Annotated in this window: 13 protein-coding genes; 7 read left to right on the top strand and 6 right to left on the bottom strand. The window is 69.3% G+C overall.

What is annotated here, in order from left to right:
- Window positions 1-19 precede the first annotated feature (19 nt).
- Window positions 20-2,302 (bottom strand): beta-galactosidase, encoded by a 2,283-nt coding sequence (locus I2501_RS14050; RefSeq protein ID WP_196194311.1) that lies wholly within the window; start codon window positions 2,300-2,302, stop codon window positions 20-22.
- Between the two features lie 330 nt (window positions 2,303-2,632).
- Between I2501_RS14050 and I2501_RS14045 the strand changes: the two genes are divergently transcribed.
- From I2501_RS14045 to I2501_RS14030, 4 genes are all read left to right on the top strand, one after another.
- Window positions 2,633-3,988 carry an ABC transporter substrate-binding protein gene (locus tag I2501_RS14045; RefSeq protein WP_196194310.1) on the top strand — a complete coding sequence of 452 codons (1,356 nt, stop codon included), beginning with the start codon at window positions 2,633-2,635 and terminating at the stop codon, window positions 3,986-3,988.
- A 9-nt stretch (window positions 3,989-3,997) separates the two neighbouring features.
- Window positions 3,998-4,897, top strand: coding sequence for a carbohydrate ABC transporter permease (locus I2501_RS14040; RefSeq protein ID WP_196194309.1), 900 nt, complete (start codon window positions 3,998-4,000; stop codon window positions 4,895-4,897).
- Window positions 4,894-5,847 carry a carbohydrate ABC transporter permease gene (locus tag I2501_RS14035; protein WP_215909622.1) on the top strand — a complete coding sequence of 318 codons (954 nt, stop codon included), beginning with the start codon at window positions 4,894-4,896 and terminating at the stop codon, window positions 5,845-5,847. The genes I2501_RS14040 and I2501_RS14035 overlap by 4 nt, the downstream gene beginning before the upstream one ends.
- A 77-nt stretch (window positions 5,848-5,924) precedes the next feature.
- Window positions 5,925-6,824, top strand: coding sequence for an arylamine N-acetyltransferase family protein (locus tag I2501_RS14030; protein WP_196194308.1), 900 nt, complete (start codon window positions 5,925-5,927; stop codon window positions 6,822-6,824).
- 244 nt (window positions 6,825-7,068) lie between these two features.
- On the opposite strand, the gene I2501_RS14025 is transcribed toward I2501_RS14030, so the two are convergent.
- Window positions 7,069-7,800 carry an SDR family NAD(P)-dependent oxidoreductase gene (locus I2501_RS14025; RefSeq protein ID WP_196194307.1) on the bottom strand — a complete coding sequence of 244 codons (732 nt, stop codon included), beginning with the start codon at window positions 7,798-7,800 and terminating at the stop codon, window positions 7,069-7,071.
- Window positions 7,801-8,792: 992 nt separating this feature from the next.
- Here I2501_RS14025 and I2501_RS14020 point away from each other — a divergent pair.
- Both I2501_RS14020 and I2501_RS14015 read left to right on the top strand, forming a co-directional pair.
- Window positions 8,793-9,263, top strand: a complete 471-nt coding sequence (locus tag I2501_RS14020; protein WP_196194306.1) for a VOC family protein — start codon at window positions 8,793-8,795, stop codon at window positions 9,261-9,263.
- A gap of 137 nt (window positions 9,264-9,400) precedes the next feature.
- Complete coding sequence (locus I2501_RS14015) at window positions 9,401-9,844, top strand: VOC family protein (RefSeq protein ID WP_196194305.1); 444 nt, start codon at window positions 9,401-9,403, stop codon at window positions 9,842-9,844.
- 183 nt (window positions 9,845-10,027) lie between these two features.
- Here the strand turns inward: I2501_RS14015 and I2501_RS14010 are convergent, their stop codons facing one another.
- On the bottom strand, window positions 10,028-11,839 hold the full coding sequence (locus tag I2501_RS14010; RefSeq protein ID WP_196194304.1) for a beta-galactosidase: 1,812 nt from the start codon (window positions 11,837-11,839) through the stop codon (window positions 10,028-10,030).
- A 32-nt stretch (window positions 11,840-11,871) separates the two neighbouring features.
- A complete protein-coding gene (locus I2501_RS14005) occupies window positions 11,872-12,864 on the bottom strand; it encodes an aldo/keto reductase (RefSeq protein ID WP_328806362.1) in 993 nt (330 codons plus the stop codon).
- A gap of 119 nt (window positions 12,865-12,983) precedes the next feature.
- On the opposite strand from I2501_RS14005, the gene I2501_RS14000 reads away from it, so the two are divergent.
- On the top strand, window positions 12,984-13,871 hold the full coding sequence (locus I2501_RS14000; protein ID WP_196194303.1) for a LysR family transcriptional regulator: 888 nt from the start codon (window positions 12,984-12,986) through the stop codon (window positions 13,869-13,871).
- 67 nt (window positions 13,872-13,938) lie between these two features.
- On the opposite strand, the gene I2501_RS13995 is transcribed toward I2501_RS14000, so the two are convergent.
- Window positions 13,939-15,495, bottom strand: coding sequence for an SDR family oxidoreductase (locus tag I2501_RS13995; RefSeq protein WP_196194302.1), 1,557 nt, complete (start codon window positions 15,493-15,495; stop codon window positions 13,939-13,941).
- Entirely contained in the window at window positions 15,492-15,860 is a 369-nt protein-coding gene (locus tag I2501_RS13990; protein WP_408022733.1) for an FAD-dependent oxidoreductase, read from the bottom strand. The genes I2501_RS13995 and I2501_RS13990 overlap by 4 nt, the downstream gene beginning before the upstream one ends.
- Window positions 15,861-15,957: the final 97 nt, after the last annotated feature.

Here is a 15,957-nt window from a genome sequence, read left to right as displayed (position 1 = left end):
AAGTGCCGGTGCCGGTGGGTCAGCCGACGGAGAGGGTCACGCTGCTGACGTCGAGCGGCTTGGTCGGATCGGTGACGGACAGCCGCAGATCCGCGGACAGGTTCTGCAACTCGTCGAACTGCGCGCCGGTCAGGGTCACCGTCGCGGTCTGCCAGCTGCCCGTGCCGCTGCCGGCGACGGTCGGCCCGGCGAAGTACGCGTTGCCGGGGGCGTCGTACTGCACCTGGAAGCCCTGTCCGGCCACCGACCAGTAGGTGACGTTCATCGTCACCGTCGCGGCCTGGGCCACCTGGCTGGTCGGGTCGAGCTGGAGGTACATGTTGGCGGGGGTCGCGCCGCTCTGCGCGCTCGTCCAGGTCTGGTACGCGGCGCGTCCGCCCTGGGTGACGGCGGTCAGGTTGCCGTCGGCGCCCTGGCCGGTGGACCCGACGCTGAGGAACTTCACGCCCCCGCCGGTCTGTCCGGCGGTGCCGGAGATGCTGGTCGCTCCGCCGCTGGTGACGGGGCAGCTCGCCGGGACGGGTGTTCCGGCGGGTGCGGCGCCGGGGAGCATCGACCACTGGTCGAGTGCCGCCGAGGCCATGGTGACCGGGACGCAGACGCTGCCGTCGGCGAGCGAGGTCTGCCCGGGCGCCTTGCCCGTGAGCGCGTCGACCACGTGGTAGGTGCCGGGGACGAGGCCCAGCCCGTTCGGGTGCAGCGTGACCGACCCGGTGTAGCCGAAGGACGGGTTGACCTCGGCCAGCGTGAGCTGTGCGCTGCGGTGGTCGGCGGCGGTGGCCGGGACGACCTGCAGCGCGTGCTGGCTGGTCAGCGAGGCGTAGGCCGGCGCGTAGCCGCTCAGCTGGGAACCGCTGGTGAGGAGCTTGCCGCCGCTCTTCTGATAGGCGGTCAGGTTCGCGTCGACGCCGTTCATCGGCAGCACGGCGCGGTAGTGGGACAGGCTGTCGGCGTGGTCGGCGATCTCCTCACTGGTGACCACGGCGAAGCCGGCCTGGTAGCCGGACCACAGCGCGTTGATGCTGTTCTCGACGCCGCTCAGGCTGCCGCCGCCGGTGTTGCCGCGGGCCTGGGAGTAGTCGATGTAGACGGCGACGGGCTGCGTCGGATAGGAGCCGGACAGCTTCTGGAGCACCGGCAGCCAGGAGGTGTAGATCGGGAAGCCGACGACGTCCTTGCTGGTGCCGTCGTGGATGAAGAAGTCCTCGCCGCCGCCGTCGGGCAGGGTCATGGCGTAGTCGGACAGCCACAGCGCGGCCTCCGAGGGCAGCAGGCTGTCGTCAGCGGTGACGGTCCACTCCTGCGCGACCTTGACCCCGTAGGCGCGGCCCAGGCTGCCGAACAGGAGGGAGAGGCCGTTGGAGTTCGCGGCGTCCTCCACCACGGTGACGTCGTACTTCCGGGCCAGCGTGAAGAACACGTCGGGCAGGTTGCCGAGTTGTGGGGCGTTGGAGATGTGACCGCCGAAGTAGTAGTAGAGCGGTGCGGAGGTGATCCTGCGTGCGGCGGCCGTCAGCCGGTCGTAGGTGTCCTGCACGCTCCACTGGCGGAACGCCTGGTAGACGCCGGCCAGCGGAGCGCCGGGGACGGCGGCCGGGACCTGGTCGAAGGAGCCGTACGTGGTGCCGTTCTTCGCGTTGAAGGCCGCGATGCTGCCGTAGGTGGCCGGCAGCCAGCTCGTGCGGAAGTAGGCGATGTCGGCGGGCGCCCAGCCGCCCGAGCCGGAGCTCTCCAGCCACTGCGCGTCGGTGTGGCCGTAGTCCATGAACGCGCCGCCGAACCCCGCGTTGTTCGCGATGTGCGTCAGGGTGCTGGTCACGTAGGTGAAGTAGTCCTGCTGCTGGGCAAGGTCCCACCAGGCCGGGGCGACGCCCTTGGCGCCGGTGTCGGTCACCTCGAAGTCGGTGATCCAGGTCGCGGGGCTGCCGCGCCACCCGGACGACCAGAAGACGGGGACGAGCTTCACGCCCTCGGCGGCCGCGGCGGCGAGCTCCTGGTCCAGCTCGGAGAAGTCGAAGGTGCCGCGGGACGGTTCGATCTTCGACCACGGCATGTTGATCTCGGCGCGGTCGATGCCCTTGGACTTGAGCTCCGCGAAGGTCGCGGTGGTCCACGGCGTGCCGTTGTCGTCGAACTGGAACTGGGTGGCCCAGTAGGTCGACGGGCCGGCGGCTCCGTGCTTCGTGGGCTCGGCCCGCGTGGGCGTCGAGCTGGCGTTCGCCGTGGTGGTGGCGAACACCGTCGTGGCGATGGCGGCGCAGCAGAGCAGGGGGATCGCTCCGCGTCGAACCGTGCGCAACATCGTTTCCCCTTCCCGGGGTTCGAGGGGCGGTTGGTTGACGTGCTCTCCAGGGCGCCGTCAGCGGTGTGAAGGGTACGTAACTCCAAGAGTGTTAGTGCGACAAGAGCTGACGCGGAATTCTCACCCGACATCAACATGACCTGCAACAATGCCAGACCGCCCAGGCCGACTTAGCGATCTCGGCTGTCAGAGAAGTCTTTGGATGTCACCAAGGGTTGACCTGGCCGCAACACAGATCGGAGACTTCGGGCACTCCAGGACCGGACTGCGACCCCCCTCGCATCCCGCGCCGTCGGCTGTGATCTCCCACCTAGCGTCTGAGGAGCCGTCATGGCCAGAACCCCACGTCACCGCCGTCTGCTCGCGGCGGTCGCAGCCTGTCTTCCCCTGACCGCCGGGCTCACCGCCTGTGGCGCAGGCAGTGGCAACCCGTCCGACACCCTGGTGGTGGCCGAGTGGACGAACTCCGCCGCCGTCCAGGAGACCCAGGCCATCGACGCGGCCTTCGAGAAGGCCCACCCCGGCGTCACCGTCAAGCTGGAGACCGCACCGACCACCGCGGGCGCCTGGCCCGCCCTGCAGTCCTCGCTGGAGGCCGCCAAGGGCGTCGACGTGCTGGCCCAGTTCGGGCAGTCGCCGGAGAAGTACGCGCCGCCGAGCTCCGGCGTCAAGGTCGGCGGCACTCCCGCGCTGATCTCCAGCGGGCAGCTGCTCGACCTGAGCAAGCAGCCGTTCATGTCGCGCTTCGACAGCACCACGCAGAAGTTCGCGATGGGCTACCACAACGGCGTCTACGGCGTGACCGTCGCCGAGTACGTCAACAACTCCGGCCTGTTCTACAAGAAGGACCTGCTGGCCAAGTACGGCCTGTCGGTGCCGACCACCTTCGGCGAGTTCGTCGGCGACCTGAGGCTGCTCAAGTCCAAGGGCCTGAACCCGCTGTACGTGGCGGGCAAGGACGGCATCCAGTCCATCGTCTGGTTCGGCGTCATGAACCAGCTGCTGATGCAGGGCAAGCCGGCCTCCGAGGCCAGCAGCACCCTGATCGCCAAGGACGAGGGCTTCCTGAACGGCACCGAGAACTGGAACAGCCCGCTGTTCCAGGACGCCGCCAACCGCTACGAGCAGATCATGCAGTACATCGAGCCGGACGCGGGCGGCGTCTCCTTCGCCAGCGCGTCCGGCACCTGGGCGGCCGACGCGAGCGACTACCCGTTCTTCGTGGACGGCTCCTTCGACGGCAACACCATCGCGTCCGACAACCCGTCGCTGAACTTCGGCTTCATGGCCATCCCCGGCACCGACAACGCCTCCTGGAACCACCCGGACGTGTCCCCCGACCTGAGCTGGACGATCCCGACCTGGTCCCAGCACCAGAAGCTGGCCCTTCAGTACCTGGACTTCTTCACCCAGCAGTCCAACTACGAGTCCTGGCTCAAGGCCACCGGCTCCCTCTCCACCGAGACCGGCGTCGCCGCCCCCACGCTGAAGTGGAACGACTGGCTGGACCAGAACGCCGCCAAGGGCTTCCCCGGCACCACCCTGCCCTGGCTCCCGGCGAACGTCGGCAGTGGCAACCCCGCCGGCGGCCCGACGCTGACCAACACCCAGCCCTTCGGCTCCGAGAGCCTGCTCACCGCCCTCGACAACTCCGCCCAGGCCTACACCGCCGCCGTCAAGAAGTAGGGACGCGCCGTGTCCACCTGTCCCTTCGGCACCCGGAAGACCAGGCGCTGGATCCCCTGGCTCTCCATCTCCGTGCCCTCCGTCGGCTGGCTGATCTTCGGGCTCTACCCCTCGCTGGCCACCGTCTACTACTCGCTCACCGAGTACTCCGGGGTGCCGGGCACCCCGATGAACTTCTGCGGACTGTGCAACTACCGCGACCTGTTCACCAGTAACTACTCGCAGGTCTCCGACGCCGTGGTGGCGACGCTGAAGTACACCGCCGGTGTGACGGTGCTGCAGATCGGGGTCGGCCTCGGCCTGGCCCTGCTGCTGCAGCGCCGACGCTTCGGCTACGGGCTCTACCGCGCCCTGATCTTCATGCCGCAGATCTTCTCGGTCACCATCGTCGGCGTGCTCTTCTCCCTCCTGCTGGACCCGAGCAGCGGTCCGGTGGAGGGGATCCTGCACGCGCTCACCGGCGGGAACAGCGCCTTCCTCGGCGACGCCTCGATCTCGATCTGGCTGATCGTCGCGGTCAACGTCTGGATGTTCTCCGGCTACACCATGCTGGTCTACATCGCCGGACTGCGGCGCATCCCACCGGAGTTGTACGAGGCGGCCTCGCTGGACGGCTGCGGTCCGATCCGCCGCTTCTTCAAGATCACCTGGCCCATGCTGGCCCCGGCCACCACGGTGAACGTCTTCCTCACCGCGATCGGCAGCCTGGGCGAGTACGCCCTGATCCTGGTGATGACCCAGGGCCAGTACAAGACGCAGACCATCGGGATGTTCATGTTCAACTCGGCCTTCGGCGTCAACCCCGACCTCGGGCTCGGTTCCATGCTGGCCATGGTGCAGTTCTTCTTCACCGCGGCCATCGGCGGCGTCCTGCTGTGGCGCCTGCGGCGACGGGAGGTGTCGCTGTGAGCGCGCTCACCGAACGACTGCACCGGCAGCCCGCTCCGGCCGTCGCGATCGACCGCCGTCGCGCGGACCGGCGCCGTCGGCTCTTCACCGGCCTGCGGGTGACCGGCGTCCAGCTGTTCTGCTTCGTGGTCTCGGCCGGGTTCTTCGCCCTGCCGCTGGTCTACCTGGTGCTCCAGGCGTTCAAGCAGAACCTGGACTTCCTCCAGGACCCGACCGGGCTGCCCAGGCACTGGACCTGGAGCAACTTCAGCGCCGCCTGGACGCAGGGCGACTTCTCCACCGAGATGCTCAACTCGCTGATCTACGCCCTGGTCCCGGACGTGATCACGCTGGTCCTGGGCGTGTTCCTGGCCTTCCCCATCTCCCGGGGCTGGTTCAGGCGCTCCAACGTGCTGTACGCCTTCTTCGTCTTCTCCGGCTTCCTCCCGGCGGGTCTGATCCCGCTGTTCATCGAGGCCCAGAAGCTCGGCCTGTACGACAACCGCGTGGGCTATCTGACCCTGACCTCGCTGACCGGCGCCGGTTTCTTCTTCTTCGTGGGCTACATCAAGACCATCCCACGGGAGTTGGACGAGGCGGCGGCGATGGACGGCTGCGGCTATGTCCGCTTCATCCTCACCATCGTCATCCCGCAGATGAAGCCGGCTCTGGCCACCTTCGCCGTGTTCGGCTTCGTGGCCTCCTGGAACAACCTGATCCTGCCGCTGATCATGCTCACCGACTCCAGCCTGTGGCCGGTCACCCGCGGCCTCTACAGCTTCTTCGGCGAGCACGCCAGCCAGTGGCCGTTGATCGCCGCCGCCACGATGATCGTGGCCGCCCCCGTCCTGCTGGTCTTCGCCCTGCTCCAGCGCTTCCTGGTGGAGGGCGTGGCCGGTGGCGCGGCGGCCGGCGCGGGCGGGGTGGGCGCCGCACCCGCGCCCGGCGCCGCCGTGGCCGCGGAGAAGTAGGACCCCTCCGGCTCGCCGGTGCAGCGCCGCGATAATCCCTGAGCGGTTCACGCGGCGCTGCACTAGGGTCCGGAGCCATGACCTCGAAGGCGAACGATCATCCCGCCTGGGCCGCGCCCTACCTGGCCAGGCTCGGCGTCGACGACCCGGAGTCCCTCGGCGCTCCGTCGCTCGACACCCTGCGCCGGCTTCACCGCGCCCACGTCGAGCTCATCGCCTTCGAGAACTTCGACATCCAGCTCGGACGCCCCCAGGGCATCGACCCGGCCGAGTCCATAGCCCGTATCCTGGCCGGCCGGGGCGGCTACTGCTTCAACCTGAACAACGCCTTCGCCGAGCTGCTGACCGTCCTCGGATACGACGTCACCATGCATCGCGGCCAGATCAACGGCTCCGTCGCGACCGCCAAGGCGACCGCCGACGAATACACCACGCACATGGCCCTCACCGTCCTGATCGACGGCGAACGCTGGTCGGTCGACGTCGGCCTGGCCAACTCCCACCACGAGCCCATCCCGCTCCGGGAGGGAGTCCACGTCCAGGGCTCCTTCCGCTTCGAGCTCCGGCCGCTGCCCGAGATCGGCCCGGATGCCTGGCGGTTCTTCACCGATCCGGCGCAGACGACCTTCCACAGCATGGACTTCACCCTGGCGCCGGCCACGTGGGAGGACTTCGAGAGCCGCCACGTCGAGTTCTCGACGTCGCCGCAGTCTCCCTACGTCATGTGGTTCGAACTCTTCCGCCGCGACGCGGGCTGCGCCGAGTTCGTGCTGGACGACGAGTTCACGCGCGACGAGGGAGCCGGACGGCGCACGACACGGCTCCTCCAGTCGGCTGAGGAGCTGTTCGAGGTCGCAACGGACGTGTTCCACCTGGACCTGTCGGACATCGACGACGCCGACCGCGCTGCCCTGTGGGACCGCGTCCAGCGCGCGGGGGCGGAGTGGCGGGCGAAGCAGGAGTCGGCCGAGAAGTAGGCCGTTTCTCACGGATCACTGCTTGAGTCTTGAATCCCTGTGCGGTGGCCGGCCCGTGATTCCTATGGTGCGGCAGGACAGGGCCGGCATGCCCTGGGACGCCGACGAGGGCTGGGAGCGACAACGACGGGCGTGTACGTCACTGTCCGGGGGTGGCCGGAGTGCGACCGCACTCAGCTCGCCAGGATCGAGGAGCTTGTCGCAACGGCCGGGACCGATCAGCCCTACTCGGGCGGCTGGAATTTCAGTGGCCGGCGCTCTGGCCGCCGTCCACGTGCAGGATCTCGCCCGTGACGAAGGACGCCTGCTCGAGGTACACGATGGCCTGGACGACGTCGTCCACCTCTTCCATTCGCCCGAGTGGATGTCGAGCCACGAGCTCGGGCGTCGTCTCCGGGTTCATCGGGGTACGGACGACGCCGAGCGAGACGGCGTTCACGCGGATGCCGTGCCCCGCGAATTCGATCGCCAACTCCTTGGTGACCGCGTTCAGCCCGCCCTTGGTCAGCGACGCGAGCGCGCAGGGGACCTGTGAATCCGGCTGGTCGACCAGGGATGTGGAGATGTTCACCAGGTGACCGCCGCCTTCACCGCGAGAGAGCATCGCACCGATGGCGCTGCGCGAGACGTTGAAGAATCCGCGCAGGTTCACGCCGACGACAAGGTCGAAGTCCTTGTCCGTGTAGTCGGTGAACGGCTTGCCGATGTAGACGCCAGCGCTGTTGACCACGGTGTCGATCCGACCGAACCGATCCATCGCCGCCCCTACGATCCGCTCGCCCGCGCCGGACTCGAGCAGATCGCCGCTGAAGGCGAGCACCTGCGGGTCCCCGGATTCGGGCATCGAACGGCTGGTGGCCACGACCGCGTACCCGAGGCTGCGGTAGGCGGTGACGATGGCAGAACCGATGCCCCCATTGGCACCGGTGATGAGCGCGACCTTCTGGTCAATGTCCGCACCCGTGGCGTCGTTCATGCTCACCCCGTCACTTCCTTCGCCTCGTCGGCATGGCTCAGGCGGGTGACCCGTCCCGGCACTCCCGCCCGGACTCGGGCGGCCACGGCCATGGCCCGGTCAGCAGGAGACCGCTCCCGCACCCGCTGGGCGGATTGCACCTGGGGCCCCGGCGGTGCGGGAAAAACCGCTGCGGGACGGTGTCATGTGAGGATCTCCAGCATCCGGTCGCCCAGGACCGCGGCCGATGCCGGGTTCTGCCCGGTGACGAGGTTGCGATCCTCGACCATGTACGGCTTCCGACCATCTCGGGGCGCAGACTCATCATGTCGACGTTCGGGGTCACGCCGTTCGGCGTCGCGACGACGACCTCGTGGCCGGCGTCCGTCAAGATCTTGTACGGGTTCGCGAACTCCTCGGCCCAGTAGCCCGTCGCGTACCTCGTGCCGTCCTTCAACACCCAGTAAGTGGCTCCGCTCACGATGAAAAGCACTTTGGCCATGACAGTGATTTCCTCTCGGACGCGTACCTGGGGTCGGCGGGGATGACCCATGAAACCGATTCGCTGCCGCAGGGTGTCCCCCTTGGGCCACCCTAGGCACCTCTGCGACCATCTGCACCCGGATGCTGCTGCCGGAGGAGACGAGGTTGTAAACGGTGGGGAGCCACGCCGCCAACGACCCGCAACGGCGGCCGGAGCCTGTGGGGCCGTCACGGTGGGCGAGGTCATCCAGCCGTTACCCGCCTTCTCGGGGGCGTTACCCGCCTTCTCGGGGGAACTGTGTCGCCCGTCTGAAGGCGCCGCACCACGCGATCCTCGCCGAGCGACTCCTGGCCAGTGCCGGCGTTCGGTGACGTGCGGCGGCGGCGCGCGATTCTGCCAGGAAGGTGATGCCGTGAATTATTGGCTGCTTCGAGGGGCACGCTACTCCAACGCTGCATCCCGATCACGGCAACGCCGCCTGCAGGCCTCGTCGTAAACGGGGGATGCGACCGACGTGTGGAGGTACCAGATGGCCGAGCTCCCACCACCGCCAGAAGGAATTGTGCTGGCCCACTTCATCGTCTCGGACGATGTCGAGCGCTCTCGACGCTTCTACACCGAGGTGCTCGGCGGCCGGGTGGTCTACTCCGGCCCCGGAGGGCTGACCTATGTCGCACTAGCCAACAGCTGGATCATCATTAATGTCGGCGGAGGCCCGACCGATGACAAGCCGACGGTCAGCCTGGAGACGCCGCGCGATCCCGACCGGATCAACAGCTTCCTCAATATCCGGGTCAAAGACATCCACGCCTTGTACGCGGAGTGGAGCGCCCGTGGTGCTCAATTCCTGACGCCGCCGAAGCAGCACCAGTACGAGATCCGCTGCTACATCCGCGATCCCGACGGCCATCTGATCGAAGTAGGTCAAACTACCGACCCAGAGGGAGACTGGTCACCCGCTCACTGGCCGTCAAGTAGGCGTGCCGGCGATTCGGAGTGAATTGCTGAGGCCCCGGCCACGCTCGGCAGTCCACCTGCCTGGCAGAGCACGGTGTCGTACGGTGATGGCGTGAATGCAGGGGGTAATGTCCCTCTCCATCCCGGTGGTAGCGGGATCACACGAGCCGGAGGTGTCAGATGGTCGAGCTCCCGCCGCCCCTCGAGGGGATTCTGCTGGGATACTTCATCGTCTCGGACGATGTCGAGCGCTCTCGGCGCTTCTACACCGAGGTGCTCGGCGGTACCACGATCTTCGACGGAGTGCCGACCGTCGTCGCCCTGTCCAACACCTGGATTGTCATCAACGCCGGTGGCGGTCCGACCGATGACAAGCCGACGGTCACCCTGGAGACGCCGCGCGATCCCGACCGAGTCGACAGCTTCCTCAATTTCCGGGTCAAGGACATCGAGGCCGTATACGCCGAGTGGAGCGCCCGTGGTGCTCAGTTCCTGACGCCGCCGAAGCAGCATCAGTACGAGACCCGCTGCTACATCCGCGATCCCGACGGCCACCTGATCGAGGTGGGGCAGACCACCGACCCCAGGGGGGATTGGGCACCTGCTTTCCCCTCGCCGGCCTGACTAGGCCGTTTCTTACGGATCACTGCTTGAGTCTTGAATTCCTTTGCGGTGGCCGGCCCGTGATTCCTATGGCCAAGGCGAGTACTTCCGCGTCGGCCTCGGCCTGCAGCTGGGTGAGGGAGGCCGCTCGGTGCTCCGGAGGGTCCGGAGCGCCGGGCGGCAGGGGTGGGGCAGGAGCGGGGGCTACTTCGCGGCGGTGCCGGTGCCGCAGCCCGCGGGCGTGGGGGTGCCCGCGGGTGCGGCTCCGGCGACGACCGACCACTCGGAGAGTGAGGCCGCCGACAGGGAGGCCGAGGCGCAGATGCCGCCGGAGACCGCGACCTGGGGGATCGCCGTACCGGCGGCGTTGACCAGGTGGTAGGTGCCTGCGGCCAGGCCCAGGCCGGTCGGGTTGACGGTGACCGGGTCGTTGTAGGCGGTGCCCGAGTTGATGTCCGCCAGGGTGAGCTGCGCGCCGGTCCGGGCGGCGTCGACGACCGGGACGACCTGCACGATCCCGCTGTTGGACAGCGAAGCGTAGGCGGGCGCGTACTGCGCGAGCTGCGACCCGGCTGTCAGCAGCTTCCCGCCCGCCTTCTGATAGGCCGTCAGGTTCGCGTCGACGCCGTTGATCGGCAGCACCGCCCGGTACTGCGAGAGCTTGACGATCCCGGTGGCGACCTCCTCGCTGGTGACCACCGAGAACCCGGCCTGGTAGCCGTCCCAGAGCGAGGCGATGGCGTTCTCGGGAGCGCCGAGCGCGCCGCCCGCGGTGTTGCCGTAGGCCAGCGAGTCGTCGAGGTAGACGGCGACCGGCTGCTGCGGGTACGACCCCGACAGGCCCTTGAGGTTCGCCAGCCAGCCGGTGTAGATCGGGAAGGCGACAGTGTCCTTCTGGGTGCCGTCGTGGATGAAGAAGTCCGTGCCCCCGCCCTCGGGCAGCATCATCGGGTAGTTGCCGATCCACTGCACGGCCTGGGCGGCCAGCTGCGTGCTGTCGCTCGGGGCCGTCCACTCGGTGGCGACGGGGACGCCGTAGGCGCGGCCGAGGGCGGCGAAGAGCAGGTCGATGCCTGTGGACTCCGAGCAGTCCTGGATGACGGTGACGTCGTACTTCTTGGCGAGGCCGAAGAACACCTCCGGCACGTTCTCGTAGTTCGCGAAGTTCCCGACATGGCCGCCGAAGTAGTAGTAGAGCGGCGTCGAGGCGGAGACCGCGCGCACGTCGGCGGTCAGCTGCCCGTAGACCTGCTGCACGCTCCAGAGGCGGAAGAGCTGGTAGACGCTCGCCAGCGGCTGACCCGGAGTAGCCGCGGGGACCTGCGAGAACGAGCTGTACGAGGTCTTGTTGGCGCTGTTGAACGCGCCGATGGTGCTGTAGGTCTGCGGCAGGTAGACGTTGTGGAACTCGTTGACGTCGGCCTGTGCCCAGCCGTCGACCTGGCCGCTGACGGTGCTGTCCCAGACCGAGTCGAGCCGCCCGTAGTCGAGGATGCTGCCGCCGTAACCGGCCTCGCCGGCCACGTGCTTGACGGTGTCGGTGACATAGGTGAGGTAGGCCGGTTCGTCGGTGGGGTCCCACCAGGCGGGCGTGGCGCTCTGCGCGCCGCTCGCGGTGGTCTCGTGGCTGGTGACCCAGGACGCGGGGCTGCCGGACCAGCCGGAGTACCAGAAGATGAGGACCAGATGGACGCCGGCGGCGTTCGCGTTGGCGATCTCCTGGTCCAACTCGGCGTAGGTGAAGCTGCCCCGTGCCGGCTCGACGGTGTTCCACGACATGTCGATCTCGGCCTGGCTCAGGCCCTTGGCCTTGAGCGCGGCGAAGCTGGCCTCGGACCAGGCGGTGCCGTTGTCGTCCCACTTGAGCTGCGTGGACCACAGCGTGCTGCCGGCGGTCGCGGCAGACGCCTTCGCGCCGAAGCCGGGGAAGGTGAGCGCGGCGCCGACCACGGCGAGGACCGCCAGCAGCGCGACCGGAATCGGTATCAGGTACTTCCGTGCACGGTGCCTGTGCATGGTGCGTTCCTCTCTCGGGTGGGTTCGGCGGCTCACCGCTGGATCACCGCGTCGATCCGCGCCAGCTCGTCCGGGTCGAAGTCCAGGTTGCGGACGGCGGCGACGTTGTCCTCCAGCTGCTCGGGACTGCTCGCGCCGACGAGGGCGGAGGTGACCCGGCCGCCGCGCAGCACCCAGGCGAGCGCCAGCTGGGCCAGGCTCTGGCCGCGCGACTTGGCGATGTCGTTCAGGTCGCGCAGCGTGGTCACCAACTCCTCGGTGAGTCTTTCGCTGCGCAGCGGGGAGCCGTGGTTGGCCGCCCGGGAGCCCGCGGGGACGCCGTCGAGGTAACGGTCGGTCAGCAGGCCCTGCTCCAGCGGGGAGAAGACGACGGAGCCCACCCCCAGCTCGTCGAGGGTGTCCAGCAGGCCGTGCTCCTGCGGGCCTCGGTCCAGCATCGAGTACTTGGGCTGGTGGATCAGCAGCGGGGTGCCCAGCTCGCCGAGGATCCGTGCGGCCTCGCGGGTCTGCTCGGGCGGGTAGTTGGAGACGCCGACGTACAGCGCCTTGCCCTGCCGCACCGCGCTGTGCAGCGCGCCCATCGTCTCCGCCAGCGGGGTGTCGGGGTCGTAGCGGTGCGAGTAGAAGATGTCGACGTACTCCACGCCCAGCCGTCCCAGGCACTGGTCGAGCGAGGAGAGCATGTGCTTGCGCGAGCCCCACTCCCCGTACGGGCCCGGCCACATGCGGTACCCGGCCTTGGTCGAGATGACGAGCTCGTCGCGGTGATGCGTGAAGTCCGCCCTGAGCGCCTCCCCGAGAGCCGACTCGGCGGCGCCGCCGGGCGGCCCGTAGTTGTCCGCGAGGTCGAAGTGGGTGATGCCGAGGTCGAACGCGCGGCGCAGAACCGCGCGTTGGGCATCGACCGGGCGGCTGGGGCCGAAGTTCTGCCACAGGCCGAGCGAGATCGCGGGCAGGTGCAGGCCACTGCGTCCGACGCGGCGGTAGGTCATGGCTTCGTAGCGGTCGGGATGGGCGAGGTACAACGCGACTCCAAGAACGGTGGACTGACGGTGGGCTCCCGGGGCGGACTCACTCTGTCGCGTCCATGAGGTCTAGTCCAACAGGAGAAAGCGATGGGATTCAGTGGTTACGCTTCTCGGTCATGGAGATGCGCCAGCTGCAGCACTTCGTGTCGGTCGCCGAGGAACAGCACTTCACGCGGGCGGCGGAGCGGCTCATGATCTCCCAGTCGGGTCTGTCCGCCTCCATCCGGGCGCTGGAACGGGAGCTGCAGGCCGCGCTGTTCGTGCGCTCGACCCGCGGCGTCAGGCTCACCGAGGCCGGTCGGGCGCTGCTGGTCGAGGCCGAACGGATCCTGGCGCAGGAGCGGGCCGCGCGCGAGGCGGTGGCCGCGGTGCAGGGCGTGCTGCGCGGCACGCTGACGCTGGGCGCGGAACAGTGCGTCCCGGGGGTGCACGTGGCGGGGCTGCTGGCGGAGTTCCGGCGGCGGTGCCCGCAGGTGGAGATCCGCTTGCGGCAGTCGGGCTCGGCCGCGCTGACGGCTGCGGTCGCGGCAGGCCGGCTCGACGTGGCCTTCGCCTACCGCACGGAGGCCGACCCGGAGCAGCTGCGCTCGGTGTCGCTGACCAGCCAGCCCATGATCGCGCTGTGCCATCCGGACCACAGCCTGGCGAAGGCCGGAACGGCCCCCGCGCTGCGGGACCTCGACGGAGAGGTGTTCGTCGACTTCCACCCGGACTGGGGCCCACGCCGGGTCACCGACGCGGCGTTCGCTTCGCTGGGCATGCGGCGGACCGTCGCCCTGGAGGTCAACGACGTCCACGGCCTCCTCGACCTGGTGGACGAGGGCCTCGGTGTCGCCGTCGTGCCACGGCACTTCGCCTGCAAGCGCCCCCGCCTCGCCGCCCTGCCCCTGCGGGACAACGGCGACGCGGCGTACGAGGCCGCAGCCCTCCTGCCGCTCCCGCCGGCGACCAGCCCGGCGGCCCAGGTGCTGATGGAACTCCTGGAGGCACGCCAGCCGGCCTGAGGCGGCTCGGGCGCGGAGCGCCGGGTCGACCGGGCGCCCGCTTCGTCGAGCGGAGATCTCCTTGGGACTACGACCAGCTGCCGATGAGTCCGCTGCGGTGGTGGTGTCTCGTTGTGGCGCGGTTGTTCCCGGTGGCTTCCTTGGCGATGTTGCGGACCATGCCGCCGAAGACGACGGAGTGGAAGGGGGCCACGGTCCACCAGTACGCGTGCCCCGTCAGTCCGCGGGGGTGGAAGACGGCGCGCTGGAGGTAGCGTGAGCGGCTCGGACCGTCCGGCTGGACGCGCAACTCCAGCCAGGCCAGGCCCGGAAGCCGCATCTCGGCACGCAGCCGCAGGAGTCGCCCCGGCTCGATCTCCTCGACCCGCCAGAAGTCGAGCGAGTCGCCGACGCGGAGCCGGTGCGGGTCGCGCCGCCCGCGTCGCAGTCCGACCCCGCCGACGACGCGGTCCATCAAGCCGCGCAGGGCCCAGGCGTGGGGGAAGGAGTACCACCCGTGCTCGCCGCCGATGCCCTCGACGACGCGCCACAGGGCCGCCGCGTCGGTCGCGACGGCGGCTTGGCGTACGTCCTGGTAGAGGGATCCGCCTGCCCAGCCGGGGTCGGTCGGCAGCGGGTCGCTGGGCGCGCCCGGGACGGACGCCGAGGACCACCGGGTGGCGACCTCGGCGTCCTTGATGCGTACGAGGGCCAGACGGACGGCCTCGTCGAATCCGAGCAGTCCCTCGGGCGGGTCCGGAACGTACCGCTTGATGTCGTCCTCGTGGCAGACCACTTCGTGGCGCAGGGACTCGACGAGCGGCCGTGCGAGGCTTCGCGGGACCGGGGTCACCAGCCCGACCCAGTGGCTGGACAGTGCAGGGGTGAGCACCGGCACGGGGAGGATGACGCGCGCCCGCAGTCCGGCGGCGCTCGCGTAACGCAGCATCATCTCGCGGTAGGTGAGCACGTCGGGGCCGCCGATGTCGAAGCTGCGGTTGACCTCGGGCGGCAGCTGCGCCGCGGCGACGAGGTAGCGCAGCACGTCGCGCACCGCGATGGGCTGGATCCGGGTGCGCACCCAGCGCGGGGTCACCATCACCGGAAGCCGTTCCGTCAGGTAGCGCAGCATCTCGAACGAGGCCGACCCGGAACCCAGCACCACTGCGGCCCGCAGTTCGGCCGTGGGCACAGGTGAGCCGACCAGGATCTCCCCGACCCTCGCCCGGGACCTCAGGTGGGGTGAGAGCCTGTCCCGTGGGACGCCGCGCGGCAGGAGCCCGCCCAGGTACACGATCCGGCGGGTGCCGGCGTCCGCTGCGGCCTTGGCGAAGTGGCGGGCCGCGGCCGCCTCGGTGCGCTCGAACGCGGGGCCGCTGCCGAGGGAGTGGACCAGGTAGTACGCGACGTCGACATCGTCCAGGGCTGCGGCGAGCGAGGCGGGATCGGACAGGTCGGCGCGCACGCAGTCCACTTCGCGGGCCCAGGGCTGATCGCGCAGTTGGCCCGGGTCGCGGCTCAGGCACCGCACCCGCTGCCCGGCGGCCAGCAGCTCGCGCACGAGGCGACCGCCGACGTAGCCGGTGGCGCCGGTGACCAGACACAGGTCGCCCCGTGAACTGTGCTGCTGCGCGCGGCCGGTCACGTGGACCTCGCAGCAGGCCCGGTCCAGGTGCAGACAGCCGTCCGAGCGGCTCTCGGACCGGAGAGGTCACGGAGCACTTCGCTGGCCGCCCGGGCGCCGGACGCGAGGGCGCCCTGCACCGAGGCGGTGGCGCGGTGGTCAAGCCGCACCCTGCGGCGCACCTGCGGGTAAGCGGTGTTGAAGACCTGGGATCCCCGGTCGAGTACGAATCCGTCCCGGTAGTCGGAGACCATCCGGCCTCCCGCACGGTGGCTCGCCTCCACGAGCATGACGTTCAGTCCTGCGGCGCACAGATCGGCCGAGCACGCCGGCCCCGCCAGGCCTGCCCCGACGACTACGGCGTCCACGCGCAGGTTCCGCGCCATCGACATCCACCTCGCTTGCCGTGGGTTACCGGATCACCCCTCGACCTTCTCGCCGTGAGCAGGCTGCGGACGATCCGCAGCGGTCGTGCATCGCTTG

This window comes from Streptacidiphilus fuscans (assembly GCF_015690355.1).
Classification (GTDB): Bacteria; Actinomycetota; Actinomycetes; order Streptomycetales; family Streptomycetaceae; genus Streptacidiphilus; species Streptacidiphilus fuscans.
The sequence above is the reverse complement of the archived record's forward strand: the minus strand, read 5'-3'. Positions and strand labels throughout refer to the sequence as shown.

Coding starts and splice junctions, on each gene's coding strand:
- I2501_RS14050 (WP_196194311.1), bottom strand. CDS start 2,302: ATGTTGCGCACGGTTCGACGCGGAGCGATCCCCCTGCTCTGCTGCGCC.
- I2501_RS14045 (WP_196194310.1), top strand. CDS start 2,633: ATGGCCAGAACCCCACGTCACCGCCGTCTGCTCGCGGCGGTCGCAGCC.
- I2501_RS14030 (WP_196194308.1), top strand. CDS start 5,925: ATGACCTCGAAGGCGAACGATCATCCCGCCTGGGCCGCGCCCTACCTG.
- I2501_RS14025 (WP_196194307.1), bottom strand. CDS start 7,800: ATGAACGACGCCACGGGTGCGGACATTGACCAGAAGGTCGCGCTCATC.
- I2501_RS14020 (WP_196194306.1), top strand. CDS start 8,793: ATGGCCGAGCTCCCACCACCGCCAGAAGGAATTGTGCTGGCCCACTTC.
- I2501_RS14015 (WP_196194305.1), top strand. CDS start 9,401: ATGGTCGAGCTCCCGCCGCCCCTCGAGGGGATTCTGCTGGGATACTTC.
- I2501_RS14010 (WP_196194304.1), bottom strand. CDS start 11,839: ATGCACAGGCACCGTGCACGGAAGTACCTGATACCGATTCCGGTCGCG.
- I2501_RS14000 (WP_196194303.1), top strand. CDS start 12,984: ATGGAGATGCGCCAGCTGCAGCACTTCGTGTCGGTCGCCGAGGAACAG.
- I2501_RS13990 (WP_408022733.1), bottom strand. CDS start 15,860: ATGGCGCGGAACCTGCGCGTGGACGCCGTAGTCGTCGGGGCAGGCCTG.